Consider the following 19,598-nt stretch of genomic DNA (forward strand, 5'->3'; position numbering starts at 1 on the left):
CATGAACATGGAATTTACATCGGCGCAGCGGTCGCTCATCGAGTCGGAGTCTGGAGGTTTCTTTGAGGCCTGCCCGGGTGCAGGGAAGACACAGACCATCGTTGAGCGGTTTGCAAGACGTGGTTCAGCAAGGTCTCGGCGGGGTGTCGCCTTGATTACCTTTACCAACGCTGCTGCAGAGGAAGCCCAGCGGAGGTGCACGCACAAACCCGAATTGCTCCAAGCTCCCAACTTCGTCGGAACGATTGACAGCTTTATCAATAGGTTTTTCGCGGCACCGTTCTACAAGGCGAAATTTAGACGCTCGCCTACTTTTTGGGAGTCGTGGAGCAGCCTAGACATCGCGACGGTGCAGGGTTTTAAAGGCCGTTCTATATCTCTAGATGAGTTTCGGTTCTTCAGAGGGCGTGCAGAACTCAGTCAACAAGCACGCCGGGGGCGATCACCGCAAGAATGCAAGTCGCTGGAGCAGCGGGCGTTTCAAAAGCTAAAAAGTCTTCTCAAGGCAGGACACCTGGATTCTGATACCGCACGGTTACTGGCTGAGGTTGAGATCGAGAAGCGCACCTACGGAATCGGAGATTTAGTTTCTGCTCGATTCGAGGAAGTCATCGTCGACGAAGTTCAAGATTGCAACTCCGCCGACCTGCTAATTCTGAATACGCTGCGAGATGCGGGAATCCGTCTTATAACCGTCGGAGATATTGACCAGTCCATCTACGAGTTTCGAGGCACGTTGGTCTCCGAAGTTCGCGATTTTGTCGAGTCGGGGAACCGCCAATCGCGTATCAACACCAACTTTCGCAGCTCTCCTGCTATCTGCAAGGTCGTGGATAGCTTGCGCGAGGGCTCGGGGACGGACATTGCTGGAGGTGTAGCTTCTAGCTGTGAAATCCCCGTACACCTCGTGGGCTATGGAAAAATCTCGGATATCGGTCCATCTGTAAAGTCAGTAATGAGCCAGTATCAAGAGCTATCTCAGCCGGTATTTCTTGCCTACAAAGGAGACGACGCGGCGCTTGCTGCTGGAGGCCGGGCGAAAGGAAGGCTGTCTTCAAGCAAGGTTGTGGTCCTTGCACGTTCATGCAACCAGCTCCTTAATCCCTCCTCAACGTCGGCGAAGCGAACCCGTGCACTTATTGATATCGGATTGTCGCTGCAGAGGCTGCACCCAGATAAAGTTCTAGCCAAGGCGAGCGAGGAGAAGTATCTCGCGAGTCTCGGGTTGACTAAGGGTGCATATCGCGAATTATGCCTGAGGTTTGCGGTGGCAGCAGGAGACCCAGCGGGGTTGCCTCCCAGCGCCTATAGGGAGAAGCTCGTAAAGGCAGTCGATCGGTTAGAAATCGACCTTAATCGTAAGAGCCTAAGGACACCTGCTTCCGAGGTTTGGATATGGGAGGAGGCGCCGTCCGCCGAGTATCAGTACGAACATTCAAATATTCACCAGTTCAAAGGAATGGAGACCGACTCTGTCACTTTGATCATTCCGCATGGCTGGCAAACGAGGAAGACCCTCCAAGAATGGCGTGAGGGGGTAGGATCTGAAGCAAGACGAGTCCTTTACGTCGGTGCATCAAGGGCCAAACGGCTTCTCATTCTTGCAGTGCACAACGAGCACTTGAGGGAGGTCAAGGAAATATTGGAGAGGGACAATGTTCCTCTTGCTCTAAGTTGACAAGAATGGGTTTCGCGCTGGTTCGATAGTGCGGGCAGCTTATGCTGGTATGGATTTAGTCATCATGAAGCAGCGATTAAGGAACTGGAGTAAACGAAATGGCGAACGATGAAGTTATCAAGAAGACTCGAACGCTGGATGTCGCTTTTGCCAAGGAGTTAGTTGCTGACGGTTTCACTAACGCGCTAATAGTCCAGCAACCGTTGGCTATTCGAACGGTCGATCGGCTACGTAGAGTTCATCCTGATAAATCTCCAGAGGAACTAATCAAATTTCTCAATAATACCTACCTGGCTACGGTGACTGCCACAGGAACAGCCGCAGGTGCGGCCGCAGTCATCCCGAACGGCGTAGTTCAGGTTCCAGTAGCAGCGGCCGACTTGGTCGCTTTCTTAGAAGCATCCGTCTTATATGTTCTGGCAGTCGCGGAAGTTTATGGCGTTGACGTTGAAGATATAGAACGTCGCAGGTTTTTACTGACGACCGTGCTTCTTGGAGATAGTGGCGCCAAAGCAGTTACTCAAAGTCTGGGCAAAAGGACCGTACCCTACTGGAGTAAGTCGATCATTAACAGCATCCCTATGAAGTCTATCAATGCTGCGAATAAGGTCTTGGGGCCGCGGTTTATCACCAAGTACGGCACAAAGCAGGGGGTGCTCGTTTTGGGTAAGCAGCTCCCGCTTGCTCTTGGTGTAGTAGTCGGGGCGGGCGGAAACGTAGTGTTTGGATATGGGATAGTTAAATCGACCAGGAAGCTCTTGCGGGCTGCGCCTGAGAATTGGGAGCATCTTGATAGCAATGGCCGCGAATCAGTTAATGTTGATGTAATCGAGGGTGAAGAAAACGCTACAGAAGAGCATGTGAGTATCGAACCGTAACGATTACTATTTCTGAGAAGGGTAATCCCTGAATATTGGTGAGTCGGCGCTTGCAACTGTCTTCGTCGTCAACTGCCGCATTCCAAACTCTGCTCCACGTGGCCCGCTCAAGCCGAAAATCTCCTGCGCGAATATAGAGCGGCACTAGGCAATCTTCGAACCCAGAACCCACGCTCCCGCCGTGCAGGCAAGCCCGCCTTCGGGGTTGCGGCGGGGTGGCGCTTGACCTTCTTGGTCGTATAAGTGTCACCCGCTATGCTCGCTTCGTGACGGTGATGTCGCCAAATTGGGCTAAACTGGCCTTGGACGATGCCTAGGTTTTCGGCCGAGATATTTATCTCATCAACCCCGGTAGATTGGCCTCTTTGAAGGACTCCGCGGCGCTTGACAGCACCTCGTATATGTTGCGCGATGAATGGCGTACCATCCAAAAAGCCAGGTCTTCGGACCTGGCTTTTTCTCGTTCAACCCGAAGAGACAGGCAGGTCCCGATATGCAGGCACCGTTGACACCCCGACTCATCTCCGCCCTCAACGCCGCGGCCACGGCGCACCGGAATCACGAGCGCAAGGGCTCGGGCATCCCCTACATCTCCCACCTCTACGCGGTGATGTACCTGGCGGCCTCGGTGACCACGGACGAGGACGTGCTCATCGCCGCGCTGTTCCACGATGTCCTCGAGGACGTCCCCGAGAGCTTCCCTGCGGAGCGGATGCGCGCCGAGTTCGGCGACCGGGTGACCGATCTGGTCCTCCACCTGAGCAAGGACGATTCCCTGCCGGGGTGGCAGGACCGCGCCGACGCCTACCTCGCCCACCTGGAGCACGAGGCCCCGGACGAGGCGGTCCTCATCGCCTGCGCCGACAAGCTGCACAACCTCATGTCGATCCTCGCGGACCACGACACCCAGGGCGAGGACCTCTGGGGGCGCTTCAACTCCGGCAAGGAACGCCAGCAGTGGTGGTACGGCTCTGTGCTCGAGGTGGTGCAAAGGCGCCTGCCGGACCTGCCCCTCGCCGCAGACCTGGAGCGGGAAGTCGCCCGCTTCCGGAACATCTGACAGAGAGACATTTCCTCACCTGGGAGAACGCACTCCACCCGGGCCGCCGAGGTCAGCTTTTCAGGCGTAAGATTTCATTTATGAATCTCGCCCCCGGAAACACGCCACTCGTGCGCCTCGATCGGCTCAGCAGCCGACCGGGCGTCACCCTGTGGGCCAAACTCGAGGGCTACAACCCCAGCGGCAGCGCCAAGGACCGTACCGCCCATGCCCTCCTCGCGGCGGCCCGCCTGCAGCCCGGCGCGACCATCGTCGAGTCCAGTTCGGGCAACCTCGGGGTGGCGCTGGCGCGGGAGGCCGTGCTCGGGAGCTGGACCTTCCACTGCGTCGTCGATCCGCGGGCGAATCGGGGGAGCGTGGCCACGATGCGGGCCTTCGGCGCGATCGTCCACGAGGTCACGGCCCCGGACGCGGCCACCGGCGACTGGCTCATCGCCCGCCAGAGACGGGTCGCGGAGCTGCTCAGGGAACTGCCCGACGCCGTCTGCCTCGACCAGTACTCCAACGAGGCCGCCTTCACCGCGCACGATGAGGGCACCATGCGGGAGATCTACGAACAGCTGGGGCGCGCCCCCGATCACCTCTTTGTCGCGGTGTCCACCACGGGCACCATCGGCGGCTGCCTGCGCCGCATCCGGCGCGAGGGATGGTCCACGCAGGTCACCGCCGTCGATGCGGAAGGGTCCGTGCTTTTCGACGGCGCCCGCGGCCCCCGCCACCTCCCCGGCTTCGGCGCCGGTTCCGTCCCGGCGTTGGCGGCGTCTGTCACCCCGGATCGCCTGCTGCGTCTCAGTGACCGGGATTCGGTGGCCGGCGCGCGCCTGCTGGCCCGCAGCGAGGGGATTTTATGCGGGGCCTCGGGAGGGGCGGTGGTGGCGGGCGTCGAGAAGCTCCTGCCGGAGCTGGCCGGCGACGTCGTCCTGGTGCTCCACGACGGCGGATCGCACTACCTGGACACCATCTTCAACGACGACTGGGTGGAGGAGACACTGTGAGAGTCGCGATCATCGGCGGCGGCCCCCGCGGGCTGTGGGCCGCCGAGGAGCTGCTCGGCCTGGCGCGGGAACGCGGCGCGGCCGTGGATCTGCACGTCATCGACGACGGCCGCCCCGGCCCCTACGACCCCGCGCAGCCGGAACAGTGGCTGCTCAACGTCCGTTCCTCCGTCATCCGCACCGGCCTGGGCTCCTTCAACGAATGGCGCGGCGCGGACGACCCCTTCCCGCCGCGCCGCGCGGTGGGCGCCTTCCTCGCCGCCTCCTGGGAGGCGCTGGCCCGCCACGTGCCGCCGCGCTGCCAGCTGACCCGCCACGAGGGGCACGTGGAGAAGCTGGAACCGCGCGACGGGCAGTGGGCGGTCGGCGGCCTGCTGGTGGACGAGGTCCTGCTGGCCACCGGGCACACCAATACCTGGCCCGGGGCCGTCCAGCAGGCCGACCTGCCCGTGCCCGTGGTCACGCCCTACCCGGCGACGAACCTGGCGGGCATCGGCCCGCAGGACCGCGTCCTCGTCCGCGGTGCCGCGCTGACCTTCCTCGACGTCATCCGCGCCTGCGACCCGGCCGTATTCCTCCCCGTCACCCGCAGCGGGCAGCTCATGCAGGTCAAGGACGCATTCGACGCCCCTGACATCTACGCCGCCGGCTCCCGGCTGCTTCTCGACGCCCCCGACACCCCCGCCCTCCGCGCCGCCCTGGACCACACCGCCCGGCAATTGTGTGAGCGCGCGGGGCGCGCGGACCTCGACTGGGCGCTCGGCCTGGTGTGGCGGGAGTGCTATCCCGCGCTCGTCGAGCGTGCCTCCTACGCGGGCCGCGACAGCCTGGCGGGCTTCGGCGAGCTGGGCCGACGTTTCGAGCGCCTCGCCTTCGGCCCGCCCCCCGAGAGCGCGGAGCACCTCGAGCAACTGGTGGCCGCCGGGAAGATCGATCTGACCCACCTGGGCCGCGGCGACGAGGACCTCGCGGATCTGGTCCGTGAGCTTGACGTGACGGTCGTCGTCGATGCCGTCCTCCCGCCGCCCGGGGTCGTCGCGGGCACCCTCGAGGCCCGCCTGGTCGAGCAGGGGCTGGCGCGCCTGCGCCCCGGCACCCGGGGTCTCGACGTTGCCCCAGACGGCACGGTCGTCGGTCAGCGCAACCTGGCGGCGGTGGGGCGGATGACTGAGGATGTCGTGCTGGGCAACGACACGCTGTCGCGCACCCTCCACGACGTCATCCCACGCTGGGCGCGCCGCCTCATCCCCGGACCCGCCGACGCCCACGGCATCCCGCCGCTCACCGCCCGGCTCGAGCCGTGGGCGGCCGCCCTTCGCGTCGACCCTACGCACTGCCGCGCGCTGCTGGCCGAGTTCGGCAGCCCCGTCAACGTCCTGCACCCCGGCGCCATGCGGGATCATGTCACCGAGCTTGTCGACGCCGGCGCCGACCGCATCTTCTTCGCCCGCAAAGCCAACAAGGCGCTGACCTTCGTGGACACGGTCCGCGACGCCGGCCACGGCGTCGATGTGGCCAGCGAACGCGAGCTCACCCAGGTGCTGGAGCGCGGCGTGCCCGGGGAGCGCATCATCCTCTCCGCCGCGATCAAACCCGATCGCCTGCTGGGGCTGGCCATCGCCCACGGGGTGACCATCTCCGCCGATTCCCGCGCGGAGCTGGCCCGCATCTCGGCCCTGGCGGGGGAGCGGACCGCCTTCGTCGCCCCGCGCGTGGCGCTGGATCCCTCCCTTGTGCCGCCGACCCGTTTCGGTGAGCGCGTCGAGCAGTGGGCCGGGATCGGGCAGGTGCCGGGCGTCGAGATCGTCGGCCTCCACGTCCACCTCCACGGCTATTCCGCGGCGGATCGCTCGCTCGCCCTGCGCGAGTGCTGCCGCCTCATCGACATGCTTGTCGACGCCGGACATCACCCCACCTTCATCGACCTCGGGGGCGGGGTGCCCATGAGCTATCTCGACGACCCCGCGCAGTGGCGCGGCTACCACGCCGCCCGGGACGCGATGCTCGCCGGCTACGCGGCGCCCTTCACCTGGAAGGCCGACCCCCTCACCACCGTCTACCCCTTCCACCAGGCGCCGGTGCGCGGGGAGTGGCTGCGCGAGGTGCTGGCCGACGGGGTCGCCGAGATGCTCAGCGAGCGTGGCCTGCGCCTGCACCTCGAGCCGGGGCGCAGCCTGCTCGACGGGTGCGGGATGATCCTGGCGGAGGTGGCCTTCGTCAAGGAGCGCTCCGACGGCGTCCCGCTCGTCGGCCTGGCCATGAACCGCACCCAGTGCCGCACCACCTCCGATGACTTCCTCGTCGACCCGCTGCACATCACCGACCGCCCGCCCGGCCCGGAGCTGGAGGCCTACCTCGTCGGCGCCTACTGCATTGAGGACGAACTCATCCTGCGCCGCCGGATCCGCTTCCCCTCCGGCGTCCGGCCCGGGGACATCATCGGCTTCCCCAACACGGCCGGCTACTTCATGCACATCCTCGAGAGCGCCTCCCACCAGATCCCCCTGGCGAGAAATGTCGTCTATCCGGGCACGCTCGACGACATTGACCGGCCTACGATCCAGGCATGAGAACTCTCACACGTGCCCTGGCGATCGTGGCCGTCATCGTCGTGGCCGTGGCCTGGTTCCTCGGCCCCACCCTCGGTCTGGCGCTCCGGGGGCAACCGTTCTTCCTCGTGCCGCCGTCGCCGGAGCGGTACGCGGCGGTGGTGCTCGACCAGGCGGAGCGAGCGGGGATCCAGGCGTCATCCCCGGAATTTCCCGGGGCACGTGCGCACGCGGAGGAGGTGGCCGCCGAGGCGGAGACCATCCCGGACATCCACGAGAGTCTCGACGCCGCGCTCGTCGCGGCCGGCGGCAAACACTCCGGGCTCATCACCCCGGAGGATGCCGCGGAGCTGGCGGAAAAGCACTCCGTCCTGCCTTCCGTGGAGCGCCGCGGTGGCGTTCTCACAGCGACGGTCCCACCCTTCGACTCCTCCAACAGTGCACAGGCCTACGCCGATGCGTTGGCGCAGGGATTGACGTCGGAGGATAACGTCTGCGGAATCGACGTGGACCTGCGGGACAATACCGGAGGAGACATGGGTCCCATGGTCGCTGGTTTGTCACCACTGCTTCCTGACGGGGAGGTGCTCCGCTTCGTTGCGAACGATTACAGCAGGGCCGTCACCCTGGACGGCAACAGCGTGCAGGGCGGTGGCACCGCGGTCACCACGACGGGAGGCAAGATGGGCCGCCCGGTGACGGTGCTTGTCAACGGCATGACCGGCAGCTCCGGGGAGGCGACGTTCCTCGCTTTCCGGGGACTGGAGAACTCGCGCTCCTTCGGTTCCCCCACGGCCGGCTTCGCCACGGCGAACACCACCTTCCGCATGCCCGACGGCGCCGTCGTCATGCTCACCGTGGCGCACATGCAGGACCGGACCGGAGCCACCCACGGTGATGACCTGATCCACCCCGACGACCCGGCCGAGGATCCTCAAGCAGCAGCTCTTGACTGGCTGGCCACCGCACACGGATGCTCGACATCATGATCATCCGTCCCGAAGTCCCTGCCGACATCCCGTCGATCGCCGCAGTCACCGCAGCCGCATTCTCCGAGGTCGAACACTCCGCACAGACTGAACCCGCGATCATCGATGCCCTCCGCGCTGCTGGGGCCCTGTCGGTGTCCCTCGTAGCAGTCGACGACGAGCAGGTCATCGGCCATGTCGCGGCCTCGCCAGTGCTTATCGACGCCCACCCCGGCCCCTTTTACGGCCTCGGTCCGCTGAGCGTCCTCCCGGAACGTCAGGGGGAGGGGATCGGCTCGCTGCTGCTACGCAGTGTCATGGAGCACCTGGTGGATGCCGAGGTGATCGTGCTTCTCGGGGAACCGGACTTCTATGCCCGTTTCGGCTTCGCGCCCGTCGAAGGGTTGGTGTACCCGGATGCCCCGGCGGAGTATTTCCTTGCCTACCGGAACCCGCACCGGCGGGGCGAGGTCAGCTACCACCCTGCCTTCTTCGTCTAGAGCGAACGTGACAGCGCCTCGGCCGCCGCGGACAGCGCCGCGCCCCACGTTTCCGCCGGGTGCGGGCGCAGGCGCTCCGCCGGCCCGGACACGGAGAGCACGGCGACGAAGCGCCCGCCGGGGGTGAACACCGGCGCCGAGAGTGAGGCCAGCCCCACCTCGCGTTCGGCGACGGATTCGCTGAGGCGCTCCTCCTCGACCCGCTCGAGATCGGTGGGGTCGAAGGTGACGTCGGGGAGGATGGCGTCGCGAAGCTGCGGTGACCCGAACGCGAGGAAGACCTTCGCGGCGGAGCCGGAGGTGAGCGCCAGCTGGGAGCCGACGGGGACGGTGTTCTGCAGGCCGATGGGGGGTTCCTGGGCGGCGACGCAGGTCCGCGAGGTGCCGGTGAGCTGGTAGAGCTGCACCGATTCGCCGGTGGTGTCGACGAGGGCGGACATGATGGGACGGGCGGCGTCGAGAAGCTGGTCCCGGCCGCCGGAGCCCAGAGAGGTGAGGGCCGGGCCCGTCGTCCAGCGACCGTCCTCGCCGCGGGCCAGGATGCGGTGGGTCTCCAGGGCGGTGGCCAGGCGGTGGGCGGTGGCGCGGGGCAGACCGGTGGTCTCGCACAGCTCGGTGAGCGAGAGCGGGTGGGGGGCGACGGCCATCATGATGGCCACCGATCGATCGAGCACCTTGATGCCTGACACTGCGCTATACTGTCCCATACCACGATACTAACATCTCACCTTGTGAGATTTACCCGGATGGAAAGGTGGCACTCCATGGCCGAGAAGCTGACGCTGGCCGAGAAGGTGTGGAACGACCATATTGTCGCGAAGGGCGAGAACGGCGACCCCGATCTCCTCTACATTGACCTGCAGCTCCTGCACGAGGTGACCTCCCCGCAGGCCTTCGACGGACTGCGCCTGGCGGGCCGGAAGCTGCGTCGCCCGGACCTGCACCTGGCCACCGAGGACCACAACGTCCCCACCGAGGGCATCGTCTCCGGCTCCCTCCTGGAGATCAAGGAGGAGACCTCCCGCACGCAGGTGGAGACCCTGCGCAAGAACTGCGCGGAGTTCGGCATCCGACTGCACCCCATGGGGGATGTCAAGCAGGGCATCGTCCACACCGTCGGCCCGCAGCTGGGCGCCACCCAGCCGGGCATGACCATCGTCTGCGGCGACTCCCACACCTCCACCCACGGCGCCTTCGGCTCCATCGCCATGGGCATCGGCACCTCCGAGGTCGAGCACGTCATGGCCACCCAGACGCTGCCGCTCAAGCCCTTCAAGACCATGGCCATCGAGGTCTCCGGCGAACTGCAGGAGGGCGTGACCGCCAAGGACCTCATCCTGGCGATCATCGCGAAGATCGGCACCGGCGGCGGCCAGGGCCACATCATCGAGTACCGCGGAGAGGCCATTGAAAAGCTCTCGATGGAGGCCCGCATGACCATCTGCAACATGTCCATCGAGGCCGGTGCCCGCGCCGGCATGGTCGCCCCCGACCAGAAGACCTTCGACTACGTCCAGGGCCGCGAATTCGCCCCGACCGGCGCTGACTGGGACGCCGCGGTCGAGTACTGGAAGACGCTGCCCACCGACGAGGGCGCCGAGTTCGACACCGTCGTCGAGATCGACGGCTCCGCGCTCACCCCCTTCATCACCTGGGGCACCAACCCCGGCCAGGGCCTGCCTCTGTCCGCCAACGTCCCCGACCCGGAGGACTTCACCAACGAGTCCGACAAGGCCGCCGCCGAGAAGGCCCTGGCCTACATGGGGCTCACCCCGGGCACCCCGCTGCGTGACATCGCCATCGACACCGTCTTCCTCGGCTCCTGCACCAACGCCCGCATCGAGGACCTGCGCGCCGCCGCCGAGGTGGTCCAGGGCCGCACCATCGCCCCCAACACCCGCATGCTCGTCGTCCCGTCCTCCACCATGGTCAAGGAGCAGGCGGAGGAGGAGGGTCTGGACAAGATCTTCACCGACTTCGGCGCCGAGTGGCGCACCGCCGGCTGCTCCATGTGCCTGGGCATGAACCCGGACCAGCTGGCCCCCGGCGAGCGCTCCGCCTCCACCTCGAACCGAAACTTCGAGGGCCGCCAGGGCCCCGGTGGCCGCACCCACCTCGTGTCCCCGCCGGTCGCCGCCGCCACCGCCGTCGTCGGCCACCTGGCCAGCCCCGCCGACCTCTAAGGAGAAACCACCATGGAGAAATTCACCACCCACACCGGCGTCGGCGTGCCGCTGACCCGCTCCAACGTCGACACCGACCAGATCATCCCCGCCGTCTACCTCAAGCGCGTCACCCGCACCGGCTTCGAGGACGGCCTCTTCGCCGGCTGGCGCCGGGACGAGGGCTTCATCCTCAACCAGGAGCCCTACCGCAACGGCTCCGTGCTCGTCGCCGGCCCCGACTTCGGCACCGGCTCCTCCCGCGAGCACGCCGTCTGGGCGCTCATGGACTACGGCTTCCGCGTCGTGCTCTCCCCGCGCTTCGCCGACATCTTCCGCGGAAACTCCGGCAAGGCCGGCCTGCTCGCCGCCCAGATGGAGGAGGCCGACATCGAGCTGCTGTGGAAGCAGCTCGAGGCCGAGCCGGGCCTGGAGATCACCGTCGACCTCGAGTCGCGCACCGTCACTGCCGGCGAGAACATCTACCAGTTCTCCGTCGACGACTACACCCGCTGGCGCCTGCTCGAGGGCCTCGACGACATCGGCCTCACCCTGCGCGACGAGCCCGCCATCACCGCCTACGAGGAGAAGCGCCCGGCGTTCAAGCCGACTATCGTCGGCTAGATGAAACATGTGCCGCTGCACGTAATGCTCGGCGTGGCGACGGTCCTCGCCGTCGTCACCGCCCTGGTGGACTACACCACCCTGGCGGAGCTGTCGGGGCAGGCGGACACATGGGCGTCGATACGCAAGACTCTCGCCCGCACCATCAACTCCGGCTCCGTGTGGGCCGGACTGGGCATACTCGCAGGCTACAGCGCCGGACCGGGCCGCTGGCTGCGGGGTGCCGCCCTCGGTGCGGGCGTGTTGCTGTTCACCACCACCGTGCACTACGCGGTGGGCATCGCGGCAGGAATCGTGCCTGCCACCGGGTGGGTGTCTAATTCCCACTGGTTCCTGGCAGCGGCACTCTTCGGGGCACCGCTGGGGCTTATCGGTCTGGCAGCACACCCTCACCTTCTCGCGCGCCTGGTCCTCCCTCTCGGCATGCTCGCCGAACCCTGGGTGACCCGGCGTTTCTTCGGTTTCTACGGCACCGTGCCCGAGCAGGTCTCGGAGATCGCGAGCGGCATCATCCTCACCCTGGCCGGGGTGCTCCTGGCCGCGATGGCCCTGCGGCGGGAGTATCGTCGCAGCCATGACAGCACACTCTGACAACCGCTTCGACGAAGGTATCCGCATCCGCCGCGAGGTGATGGGCGACGACTTCGTCGACGCCGCCCTCGAGCGCAACGCCGGCACCGACGGCGAGGACCTGCAGCGCCACATCACCGCCACCGTCTGGGGTTCCGTGTGGAACCGCGACGGGCTGTCCCGGCGCGACCGCAGCCTGCTCAACATCGGCATGCTCGTCGCCCTGCGCGCCACCGAGGAACTGCGCGGCCACGTGCGCGGCGGCCTGGCCAACGGCCTCACCCGGGAGGAGATCACCGAGGCCATCATCCACGCCTCCGGCTACTGCGGAGCCCCCGCGGCGCTGTCCGCGATGAAGGTCGCCCAGGAGGTGCTCGTCGCCGAGCTGGGGGAGAAGTAGACAGCCCTACTTCGCCGGCAGGGGACTGGTGAGGTAGTCCGCCCCCGTCAGCTGCCCCTCGTGGAAGGACAGCACCCACACGGACGCCTTCTTCGCCTCGATCTCCTCGAGCGGGAGGCGTCCGTTCGCGCTCAACCACGCGATCATGTCCGGGATGGCCGTGCCCTGGGAGACGACGACGGAGGTGCCCCCGGCGTCGACAAGCTCCTGGAATCGCTGCTGGGCGGCCACCTGGCGCTCCACGTAGGCGTTGTCACCGAAGAGTTCGTCCACGACGACGTCCACACCCAGCTCATCGGCGAGGGGGGCGGCGGTCGCCTGGCAGCGCTCCGGCTCCGCCGAGTACACCGCGAGCGGCTTGTAGGGCAGCAGCATGGGCACGAGCATCTCCGCCTGGCGGCGGCCCTTCTTGTCCAGGGGGCGCAGGTTGTCGTCCCCGGCCCAGTTGCGGCGCTGGTGGGCGCGGCCGTGCCGGATGTAGAGCACCCGGGAGGTGGCGGGCAGGCGGAAGCGCTTGAGCGCCTTGTCCAGCACCAGGCGGTCGACCTCGTAGGAGAGGGTTTCGCGGGCCGCGGCGACCGGCAGCCAGCGCATCTCGTCCACCTCATCGTTGGGGGTGAATTCACCGCCGAGGACCTCGCCGGTCCAGTAGTAGACGACCTTGGTGCGGTCGCCGACGGGGTAGGTGACCTTGCCCAGCAGCTTGCCCAGGCGGATCTCGAAGCCGGTCTCCTCGAGGATCTCGCGCGCCGCGGTGGTGGGCAGGGACTCGCCGGGGTCGACCTTGCCCTTGGCCAGGGACCAGTCGTCGTAGGAGGGGCGGTGGATGACGGCCACCTCCACCGTGTCCAGGTCCGCGAGATCCCCGCGCCACAGGACGGCTCCCGCGGCGAGCATCGCCCGGGGGAACTCCTTCGCCGGATCGGCCGGAATCACCTGGTGGCGGCCGTTAACCATGAGCTCGGGCACCTGATCCTTGTCAACCTCGTATGACAGCTTCTTCTTCGGCATTGTTCTCCTCAGACGTAGGTTGCGGATTCGGTTCCCACCATTTTCCCGCACCTCCGGCTGATTCGCAGCACCAACCCATCCTTTAAGCTGGTTTGCAACCGAAACATTAAGGAGCAGCGCGTGGTCAACGTAGCGATCATGGGGGCCGGCTCGTGGGGCACCACCCTGGCCAAGGTCTTCGCCGACGCCGGCAACACCGTCACTCTGTGGGCCCGCCGCCCCGAGCTCGCCGAGCAGATCCAGAACTCGCGCGCCAACCCCGACTACCTGCCGGACATCCGCCTCCCGGATGGCGTGGTGGCCACCCCCGACGCCGCGCATGCGCTGGAGTCCGCGGCGATCGTCGTCTTCGCCGTCCCCAGCCAGACGATGCGCGACAACCTCAGCGCCTGGACCCCGCTGCTGCCCTCGGACGCGACGCTGGTGAGCATCTCCAAGGGTGTGGAGACCGACACCCACCTGCGCATGAGCGAGGTCATCGCGGAGATCACCGGCGCGGACCCGGAGCGCATCGCAGTCCTCTCGGGGCCGAACCTGGCCCGGGAGATCGCCGAGGAGCAGCCCGCCGCCACGGTCATCGCCTGCCTCGACGAGAACCGCGCCAAGCTCGTCCAGGCCGCCGTGGCCACCCCCTACCTGCGGCCCTACACCAACACCGATGTCGTCGGCGTGGAGCTGGGCGGCGCCTGCAAGAACGTCATCGCCCTGGCCTGTGGTGTGGCCACCGGGCTGGGCTTCGGCGAGAACACGCTGGCCACCATCATCACCCGCGGGCTGGCGGAGATCTCCCGGCTGGGACATGCGCTCGGCGCCGATCCCCGCACCTTCGCCGGCCTGGCGGGCCTGGGCGACCTGGTGGCCACGTGTTCCTCGCCGCTCTCGCGCAACCGTTCCTTCGGCGTGCGCCTCGGTGAAGGCGGCACTCTCGAGGAGGCGAAGAAGGCCACCCACGGGCAGGTGGCGGAGGGCGTCATCTCCTCCAACTCCGTCTTCCAGCTGGCACAGGCGAACAATGTGGAGATGCCGATCACCCAGGCCGTGTACGCGGTGTGCCACCGCGGCCTCGACGTCCGGGACATGATCGCCGCGCTCATGGGCCGGTCCAGGAAGGCGGAGTGAGCGACCGGTAGGCTTCCTGCCTATGGAACAGCGCATCACAGTCGGCGTCCTCTACGGCGGCCGCAGCACCGAGCATGAGATCTCCTGCGTGTCCGCAGGTGCCGTCATGAGCCACCTCGATCCGGAGAAGTACCAGGTCGTCCCGATCGGCATCACGAAGGACGGCATGTGGACGGTCGGGGAGTCCGACCCCGCGCAGCTGGAGATCCGGGACGGGGTGCTGCCGCGCGTCGAGAAGCGGGCGGAGCTGGCGCTCTCCCTCGACCCGGAGGACAACGGGCTGCTGCTCAACCTGGACAGCGGCCAGCCGCACGCGCGCATCGACGTCGCCTTCCCCGTCCTCCACGGCCCCTACGGCGAGGACGGCACCATCCAGGGCATGCTCGAGCTCATCGGCCTGCCCTATGTCGGCGCCGGCGTGCTGGCCTCGGCGTGCGGCATGGACAAGGAGTACACCAAGAAGCTGGCCGCGGCCGAGGGCCTGCCCATCACGGCCGAGCTCATCCTGCGCGCCGGGGAGACCGACATCGATGACGCGGAGAAGGAGCGCCTCGGGCTGCCGGTGTTCGTCAAGCCGGCGCGCGGGGGTTCCTCCATCGGCGTGTCGAAGGTGAGCGACTGGGCCCGGCTGCCGGAGGCCATTGCCACGGCGCGAGACTCCGACGACAAGGTGATCATCGAGTCCGAGATCATCGGCGACGAGGTCGAGGTCGGCGTCCTCGAGTACCCCGACGGCACCCTCGTGGCCTCCGTGCCCGCGAAGCTCAACGGCACCGGCGACTCGGAGGAGGGTTTCTACGGTTTCGAGACGAAGTACCTCGACGACGTCGTCAGCCCCACCATCCCCGCGCCCTACGGCGAGGATGTCAACGACGAGATCCGGGCGCTCGCCGTGCGCACCTTCCGGGCGCTCAACTGCCAGGGCCTGTCAAGGGTGGACTTCTTCGTCACCGACAACGGCCCCGTGCTCAACGAGATCAACACCATGCCCGGCTTCACGCCGATCTCGATGTACCCGCAGATGTTCGCCGCCTCCGGCGTCGAGTACACCGAGCTTCTCGACGTCCTCGTCGCTACTGCTCTCGCGTCTCCGCGGCGATGACCTCGCCCAGCTGAACGAGCACCTCACTGCTCACGTCCTGGGGGGTGCTCACGGCGATGTCGGTCTCCCGGCCGAGGGCGAACCAGGTGCCCGCGGTGGTCCCGGAGGCCAGGACCGTGTCCTCGAACCAGACGATGTCGTTGACCTGGTTGAGCTGGATGCCCGGCTGGTAGTTCTCCGGCGGGGCCACCCCGCAGCGCAGGACGACCGGCTCGCGGCCGTTGGCGGCCCAGGCGACGGTGTGGGCCTCGGGGACGTCGATACGCTCGTAGTCCCCGGCGAGGGTGCCGGGCAGCGCGGCGAGGAGATCACCGCACACGGCCGGATCCCCTCCGGCCAGCTGACTCAGCGGGGCGGGGTAGGGCTCGTGGGTGGCGGGGGCCAGGGTGGCCATGGCCTCGCTCAGTTCCGCGACCGGCTCCTCGTGGCGGCCCAGCGACTCGGCGTCCGCGGTCACGGCGACCACCTGCGCGCGGTCGACGGCGTACCAGGTCTGCAGGGTGGAGCCCGGGGTGGCGTCGGTGATACGCAGCCACTCGACACCTTCGACGGTCTCGGTGGGGGCGTACGCGGTGTACTGCAGCGGCAGGTCGACGCCGCAGCGCAGGGTCACGCGCTCGACGGAGCTGGAGGACCAGGCGGCGACCCCGTCCGGGGCGGGCTGCGCGATCTCCGCGCGGTCATGGCCGATGAGCCGCTCCGGGAGGGTGTCCACGAAGGCGGCGCATGCGGGGGAGTCCGCCTGGGGCGCCGGGAGGTCGCTCATCGCCACCGGCTGCGTGGCCACCCGGTCGAACACCAGCTTGGCGCCGATGACGACACCGAGAACCAGCGCGACCGCCAACACCAGGGAGAGGTAGATGGCGGCACGACCGGAGCGACTAGGTTGGTAAGCGGAGCTCATGTATGTGAAGTCTATCGAAAGGGTCGGCGTGACCAGCTTTCCCGCCCACTATTCGGGCCCGACGCTCGGTGACGTCGGAGAACACCGCGCCATCGAGGCGATCATCGCGGCCGCGCCCTCGAGCCGCAACGGCGACGACGCCGCCGTCCTCAGCCACGCCTCCCCGAACTCGCGGGCGGTGGCCACCACGGACATGCTCATCGAGGGGCGTCATTTCCGCGTCGACTGGTCCACGCCGGAGGAGATCGGCCGGAAGTCCATCGTGCAGAACTTCGCCGACATCGAGGCCATGGGGGCGCGGCCCATCGCAGCGCTCCTGGCGGTCTCCGCGCCGCCGCACACCCCGCTCGCGTACCTGCGGGGCATCGCCGAGGGCATCAACACCCAGGTGGGGGCCTACTCAGCTGAGCTGGTCGGCGGTGACCTCACCTCCGGCAACGACCTCGTCCTCTCGGTGACGGCCATCGGTTCCCTCGGCGGTTCGCGCCCGGAGCTCACCCTCGACCGGGCGCGCCCCGGTCAGCGGGTGGTCGCCCACGGGCGGATCGGCTGGTCGGCCGCCGGGCTCGCCCTGCTCGAGCGTTTCGGGCGGCGGGTGCCCGAGCACCTGCTCCCGCTCATCGACGCCCACTGCGCCCCCGCGCTCACGCCCGGCCGCGGCGTCGTCGCCCGGGCGACCGGGGCCACCGCCATGACCGACAACTCCGACGGCCTCATCGTCGACCTGTCCACCATCGCCCGGCGCTCCGGCGTGGGCATCGACCTGCACTCCGCGGACATCATGCCCCCGTCGATCGTGTGGGAGGCCGCCGAGCTTCTCGACGCCGACCCCTGGGAGTGGGTCCTCACCGGCGGGGAGGACCACACCCTGCTGGCCACCACCGCGGGCGAACCACCCTCGGGCTTCCGCTCCATCGGCCGGGTGGTGCGCGGAGATTCCGTCACCATCGACGGCGCGGCCCCCCGCTACGGCCACGGGTGGGTGAGCTTCTGATGGCACTGCCCGTCCATGAGTCGTGGCGGCCGGCGCTGGCGGGCGTCGAGAAGCAGATCCACGAACTCGGCGACTTCCTGCGCACCGAACCCGCCTACCTGCCGCCCGGCGAGGCCATCCTCCGCGCCTTCCAGGATCCCTTCGACGAGGTGAAGGTGCTCATCGTGGGGCAGGACCCCTATCCCACGCCCGGGCACGCGATGGGCCTGAGTTTCTCCACCCTCCCCGGCGTGCGCCCACCCCGCAGCCTGAGCAACATCCACCGGGAACTCGAGGCCGATCTGGGGATTCCCGCGCCGGGGGACGGCGACCTCAGCCCCTGGTCGCGGCAGGGGGTGCTGCTGCTCAACCGCGTGCTCACCGTGCGGCCGGGGGAGGCGGGCTCGCATCGGGGCCGGGGCTGGGAGGCCGTCACCGAGGCCGCGATCCGTGCGCTGGCCGCCCGGGGCACACCGCTGGTGGCCATCCTGTGGGGGCGGGACGCGCAGTCGGCGGCCCGCTTCCTCGGCGACACCCCGCGCATCGAGTCCCCGCACCCCTCTCCGCTGTCCGCCTCCCGCGGATTCTTCGGGTCCCGCCCCTTTTCGCGGGCGAATGAGCTCCTGACGTCTGTTGGAGGCGAACCGGTGGACTGGCGACTGTAGACTACGGCGTTATGTCCCATCCGCGAGAGCTAGACGGCACCCGACTCCATGCCTGGGCGGCACGTGCCGTGTCCGAACTCTCCGCCCGCCGCGCGGAGATCAACGCTCTCAACGTCTTCCCGGTCCCCGACGCCGACACCGGCTCGAACATGACCCACACCATGGAGGCCGCCCTCGCCGAGGCCGAGCGCCTGCCCGCGGGTGCCGACGTCGCCGCCGTCGCCGGAGCCCTGGCCAGCGGCAGCGTGCGCGGGGCCCGGGGTAATTCCGGGCTGGTGCTCAGCCAGGTGCTGCGCGCCCTCGCGGATTCCGCCGCCCGCGGCAGCGTCGACGGCGAGCGCATCGCCCGTTCCCTCACGCTGGCGGTCACCCTCGTCGACCGGGCGATCGCCGAGCCGGTGGAGGGGACCGTCATCACCGTGCTGCGCGCAGCGGCCGTGGCCGCCGACGCCGCCGAGGGAGACCTGCACGCCGTGGTCGCCGCCGCGCTCGCCGCCGCCCGCACCGCACTGGCCAACACCCCCTCCCAGCTGGACGTGCTCCGTGAGGCCGGGGTCGTCGACGCCGGGGGCACCGGCTTCGTCGTGCTGCTCGAGGCGCTGCTCGCAGAGATCGAGGGCACCGCCGAACTGCCGCAGGCCGAGTCCACCCCCAACGGCCCGGTCGCCGATCTCGAGGTCACCTTCTTCTTCGTCGGCGATCTGGAGGATCTCCAGGAGCAGATCAGCCCCCTGGGCGACAGCCTCGTCATCGCCCGCGCCGACGACACCGCAGGCCGCGTCCACATCCACTCCCGCGTCGCCGGCCGGGTCATCGAGACCGCTTTCGCCGCCGGGGCCGTCAGTGACCTGCGCCTCGAGGTGCTTCCCGACGCCCCCCAGGTCGACGCCCCCCGCCGCGTCGTCGTCGCCGTCACCCCGCCCGGTTCCGTCGCCGAGCTCTACCGGGAGGCCGGCGCCGTCGTCGTCGCGCCGGGCGAGAACGTCGTTTCCGAGATCCTGGGGCAGGTGCGCTCCTCCCGCGCGCAGGAACTCATCCTGCTGCCCAACGGGCTGCTCGACCGGCGCCAGCTGGTCTCGGTGGAGCGTTCCACCCACGCCTTCGAGCAGACCTTCATCATCGTGCCCACCGCGCGGCTGGTGAGCGGCATCGCGGCGTTGAGCGTCCACGACCCGGAGGCCCCCATCGGGGTGGCGGCCTACTCCATGACGGAGGCCGCCGCGGCGATGCGCACCGCCATCGTCACCACCGCCTCCGCGAGCATCGAGGACGCCACCGTCGCCGCCTGCCGGGAGCTGCTGGCCGAGGGCGGTGAGCACGTCATTCTGCTGACGGGGACGGAGGTGGACGTCGATAAGCTCGATGCGGCCCTCGACGTCGACGTCATGGCCTTCCCCGCGGACGGGCTGGGCCACCTCGTGGAGATCGGGGTCGAGTAGC

Annotated in this window: 19 protein-coding genes; 16 read left to right on the top strand and 3 right to left on the bottom strand. The window is 67.7% G+C overall.

Translation table 11 applies throughout. The annotated features are described in order from the left end of the window. The first annotated feature begins 1 nt into the window (after position 1). From ACFPUZ_RS07110 to ACFPUZ_RS07140, 7 genes are all read left to right on the top strand, one after another. Positions 2-1,678 (top strand): UvrD-helicase domain-containing protein, encoded by a 1,677-nt coding sequence (locus ACFPUZ_RS07110; protein ID WP_303376205.1) that lies wholly within the window; start codon positions 2-4, stop codon positions 1,676-1,678. Between the two features lie 98 nt (positions 1,679-1,776). Continuing rightward, positions 1,777-2,556 carry a hypothetical protein gene (locus ACFPUZ_RS07115; RefSeq protein ID WP_303376204.1) on the top strand — a complete coding sequence of 260 codons (780 nt, stop codon included), beginning with the start codon at positions 1,777-1,779 and terminating at the stop codon, positions 2,554-2,556. Positions 2,557-3,049: 493 nt separating this feature from the next. Next, the gene (locus ACFPUZ_RS07120) at positions 3,050-3,616 is read left to right on the top strand and encodes an HD domain-containing protein (protein ID WP_377001089.1); all 567 of its coding nucleotides are present in this window, start codon (positions 3,050-3,052) and stop codon (positions 3,614-3,616) included. Positions 3,617-3,696: 80 nt separating this feature from the next. Next, on the top strand, positions 3,697-4,611 hold the full coding sequence (locus ACFPUZ_RS07125; protein ID WP_377001090.1) for a pyridoxal-phosphate dependent enzyme: 915 nt from the start codon (positions 3,697-3,699) through the stop codon (positions 4,609-4,611). After that, positions 4,608-7,181 (top strand): FAD/NAD(P)-binding protein, encoded by a 2,574-nt coding sequence (locus ACFPUZ_RS07130; RefSeq protein WP_377001091.1) that lies wholly within the window; start codon positions 4,608-4,610, stop codon positions 7,179-7,181. The genes ACFPUZ_RS07125 and ACFPUZ_RS07130 overlap by 4 nt, the downstream gene beginning before the upstream one ends. Further along, positions 7,178-8,149 (top strand): S41 family peptidase, encoded by a 972-nt coding sequence (locus ACFPUZ_RS07135; protein WP_377001092.1) that lies wholly within the window; start codon positions 7,178-7,180, stop codon positions 8,147-8,149. The genes ACFPUZ_RS07130 and ACFPUZ_RS07135 overlap by 4 nt, the downstream gene beginning before the upstream one ends. After that, the gene (locus ACFPUZ_RS07140) at positions 8,146-8,628 is read left to right on the top strand and encodes a GNAT family N-acetyltransferase (RefSeq protein ID WP_377001094.1); all 483 of its coding nucleotides are present in this window, start codon (positions 8,146-8,148) and stop codon (positions 8,626-8,628) included. The genes ACFPUZ_RS07135 and ACFPUZ_RS07140 overlap by 4 nt, the downstream gene beginning before the upstream one ends. Here the strand turns inward: ACFPUZ_RS07140 and ACFPUZ_RS07145 are convergent. Continuing rightward, complete coding sequence (locus ACFPUZ_RS07145) at positions 8,625-9,335, bottom strand: IclR family transcriptional regulator (RefSeq protein WP_377001095.1); 711 nt, start codon at positions 9,333-9,335, stop codon at positions 8,625-8,627. The genes ACFPUZ_RS07140 and ACFPUZ_RS07145 overlap by 4 nt on opposite strands. Positions 9,336-9,392: 57 nt before the next feature. Here ACFPUZ_RS07145 and leuC point away from each other — a divergent pair, with 57 nt between their 5' ends. From leuC to ACFPUZ_RS07165, 4 genes are read left to right on the top strand one after another with little or no spacing between them, the layout of a single operon-like run. Next, positions 9,393-10,811 (top strand): 3-isopropylmalate dehydratase large subunit, encoded by a 1,419-nt coding sequence (leuC, locus tag ACFPUZ_RS07150; protein WP_377001097.1) that lies wholly within the window; start codon positions 9,393-9,395, stop codon positions 10,809-10,811. A gap of 12 nt (positions 10,812-10,823) precedes the next feature. Further along, on the top strand, positions 10,824-11,414 hold the full coding sequence (gene leuD / locus ACFPUZ_RS07155) for a 3-isopropylmalate dehydratase small subunit (protein ID WP_377001098.1): 591 nt from the start codon (positions 10,824-10,826) through the stop codon (positions 11,412-11,414). Beyond that, a complete protein-coding gene (locus tag ACFPUZ_RS07160) occupies positions 11,415-12,005 on the top strand; it encodes a hypothetical protein (protein ID WP_377001099.1) in 591 nt (196 codons plus the stop codon). After that, positions 11,989-12,384, top strand: coding sequence for a carboxymuconolactone decarboxylase family protein (locus ACFPUZ_RS07165; protein WP_377001101.1), 396 nt, complete (start codon positions 11,989-11,991; stop codon positions 12,382-12,384). The genes ACFPUZ_RS07160 and ACFPUZ_RS07165 overlap by 17 nt, the downstream gene beginning before the upstream one ends. Positions 12,385-12,390: 6 nt before the next feature. On the opposite strand, the gene ACFPUZ_RS07170 is transcribed toward ACFPUZ_RS07165, so the two are convergent. After that, positions 12,391-13,395: an NUDIX hydrolase gene (locus tag ACFPUZ_RS07170; protein ID WP_377001103.1), complete on the bottom strand. Its 1,005-nt coding sequence runs from the start codon at positions 13,393-13,395 to the stop codon at positions 12,391-12,393. A 120-nt stretch (positions 13,396-13,515) separates the two neighbouring features. Here ACFPUZ_RS07170 and ACFPUZ_RS07175 point away from each other — a divergent pair, with 120 nt between their 5' ends. Both ACFPUZ_RS07175 and ACFPUZ_RS07180 read left to right on the top strand, forming a co-directional pair. Continuing rightward, positions 13,516-14,514, top strand: coding sequence for an NAD(P)H-dependent glycerol-3-phosphate dehydrogenase (locus ACFPUZ_RS07175; protein WP_377001104.1), 999 nt, complete (start codon positions 13,516-13,518; stop codon positions 14,512-14,514). 22 nt (positions 14,515-14,536) lie between these two features. Further along, positions 14,537-15,616 (top strand): D-alanine--D-alanine ligase family protein, encoded by a 1,080-nt coding sequence (locus tag ACFPUZ_RS07180; RefSeq protein ID WP_377001106.1) that lies wholly within the window; start codon positions 14,537-14,539, stop codon positions 15,614-15,616. Here ACFPUZ_RS07180 and ACFPUZ_RS07185 read toward each other — a convergent pair. Then, positions 15,588-16,520: a DUF3515 domain-containing protein gene (locus ACFPUZ_RS07185; protein ID WP_377001108.1), complete on the bottom strand. Its 933-nt coding sequence runs from the start codon at positions 16,518-16,520 to the stop codon at positions 15,588-15,590. The two genes, ACFPUZ_RS07180 and ACFPUZ_RS07185, sit on opposite strands and share 29 nt — an antisense overlap. On the opposite strand from ACFPUZ_RS07185, the gene ACFPUZ_RS07190 reads away from it, so the two are divergent. From ACFPUZ_RS07190 to ACFPUZ_RS07200, 3 genes are read left to right on the top strand one after another with little or no spacing between them, the layout of a single operon-like run. After that, complete coding sequence (locus ACFPUZ_RS07190) at positions 16,519-17,514, top strand: thiamine-phosphate kinase (RefSeq protein WP_377001109.1); 996 nt, start codon at positions 16,519-16,521, stop codon at positions 17,512-17,514. The two genes, ACFPUZ_RS07185 and ACFPUZ_RS07190, sit on opposite strands and share 2 nt — an antisense overlap. Beyond that, positions 17,514-18,158, top strand: coding sequence for a uracil-DNA glycosylase (locus ACFPUZ_RS07195; protein ID WP_377001111.1), 645 nt, complete (start codon positions 17,514-17,516; stop codon positions 18,156-18,158). The genes ACFPUZ_RS07190 and ACFPUZ_RS07195 overlap by 1 nt, the downstream gene beginning before the upstream one ends. Positions 18,159-18,169: 11 nt before the next feature. Further along, positions 18,170-19,597, top strand: a complete 1,428-nt coding sequence (locus ACFPUZ_RS07200) for a DAK2 domain-containing protein (protein ID WP_377001112.1) — start codon at positions 18,170-18,172, stop codon at positions 19,595-19,597. Position 19,598 lies beyond the last annotated feature (1 nt).

Source organism: Corynebacterium nasicanis (genome assembly GCF_042658165.1).
Classification (GTDB): Bacteria; Actinomycetota; Actinomycetes; order Mycobacteriales; family Mycobacteriaceae; genus Corynebacterium; species Corynebacterium nasicanis.

Bases quoted from the DNA above. Each gene is read 5' to 3' on its own strand.
- ACFPUZ_RS07110 (WP_303376205.1), top strand. From the start codon at position 2: ATGAACATGGAATTTACATCGGCGCAGCGGTCGCTCATCGAGTCGGAG.
- ACFPUZ_RS07195 (WP_377001111.1), top strand. From the start codon at position 17,514: ATGGCACTGCCCGTCCATGAGTCGTGGCGGCCGGCGCTGGCGGGCGTC.
- ACFPUZ_RS07190 (WP_377001109.1), top strand. From the start codon at position 16,519: ATGTATGTGAAGTCTATCGAAAGGGTCGGCGTGACCAGCTTTCCCGCC.
- ACFPUZ_RS07160 (WP_377001099.1), top strand. From the start codon at position 11,415: ATGAAACATGTGCCGCTGCACGTAATGCTCGGCGTGGCGACGGTCCTC.
- ACFPUZ_RS07185 (WP_377001108.1), bottom strand. From the start codon at position 16,520: ATGAGCTCCGCTTACCAACCTAGTCGCTCCGGTCGTGCCGCCATCTAC.
- ACFPUZ_RS07120 (WP_377001089.1), top strand. From the start codon at position 3,050: ATGCAGGCACCGTTGACACCCCGACTCATCTCCGCCCTCAACGCCGCG.
- ACFPUZ_RS07125 (WP_377001090.1), top strand. From the start codon at position 3,697: ATGAATCTCGCCCCCGGAAACACGCCACTCGTGCGCCTCGATCGGCTC.
- ACFPUZ_RS07200 (WP_377001112.1), top strand. From the start codon at position 18,170: ATGTCCCATCCGCGAGAGCTAGACGGCACCCGACTCCATGCCTGGGCG.
- leuD (WP_377001098.1), top strand. From the start codon at position 10,824: ATGGAGAAATTCACCACCCACACCGGCGTCGGCGTGCCGCTGACCCGC.
- leuC (WP_377001097.1), top strand. From the start codon at position 9,393: ATGGCCGAGAAGCTGACGCTGGCCGAGAAGGTGTGGAACGACCATATT.
- ACFPUZ_RS07145 (WP_377001095.1), bottom strand. From the start codon at position 9,335: ATGGGACAGTATAGCGCAGTGTCAGGCATCAAGGTGCTCGATCGATCG.
- ACFPUZ_RS07115 (WP_303376204.1), top strand. From the start codon at position 1,777: ATGGCGAACGATGAAGTTATCAAGAAGACTCGAACGCTGGATGTCGCT.
- ACFPUZ_RS07180 (WP_377001106.1), top strand. From the start codon at position 14,537: ATGGAACAGCGCATCACAGTCGGCGTCCTCTACGGCGGCCGCAGCACC.
- ACFPUZ_RS07135 (WP_377001092.1), top strand. From the start codon at position 7,178: ATGAGAACTCTCACACGTGCCCTGGCGATCGTGGCCGTCATCGTCGTG.
- ACFPUZ_RS07170 (WP_377001103.1), bottom strand. From the start codon at position 13,395: ATGCCGAAGAAGAAGCTGTCATACGAGGTTGACAAGGATCAGGTGCCC.
- ACFPUZ_RS07165 (WP_377001101.1), top strand. From the start codon at position 11,989: ATGACAGCACACTCTGACAACCGCTTCGACGAAGGTATCCGCATCCGC.
- ACFPUZ_RS07140 (WP_377001094.1), top strand. From the start codon at position 8,146: ATGATCATCCGTCCCGAAGTCCCTGCCGACATCCCGTCGATCGCCGCA.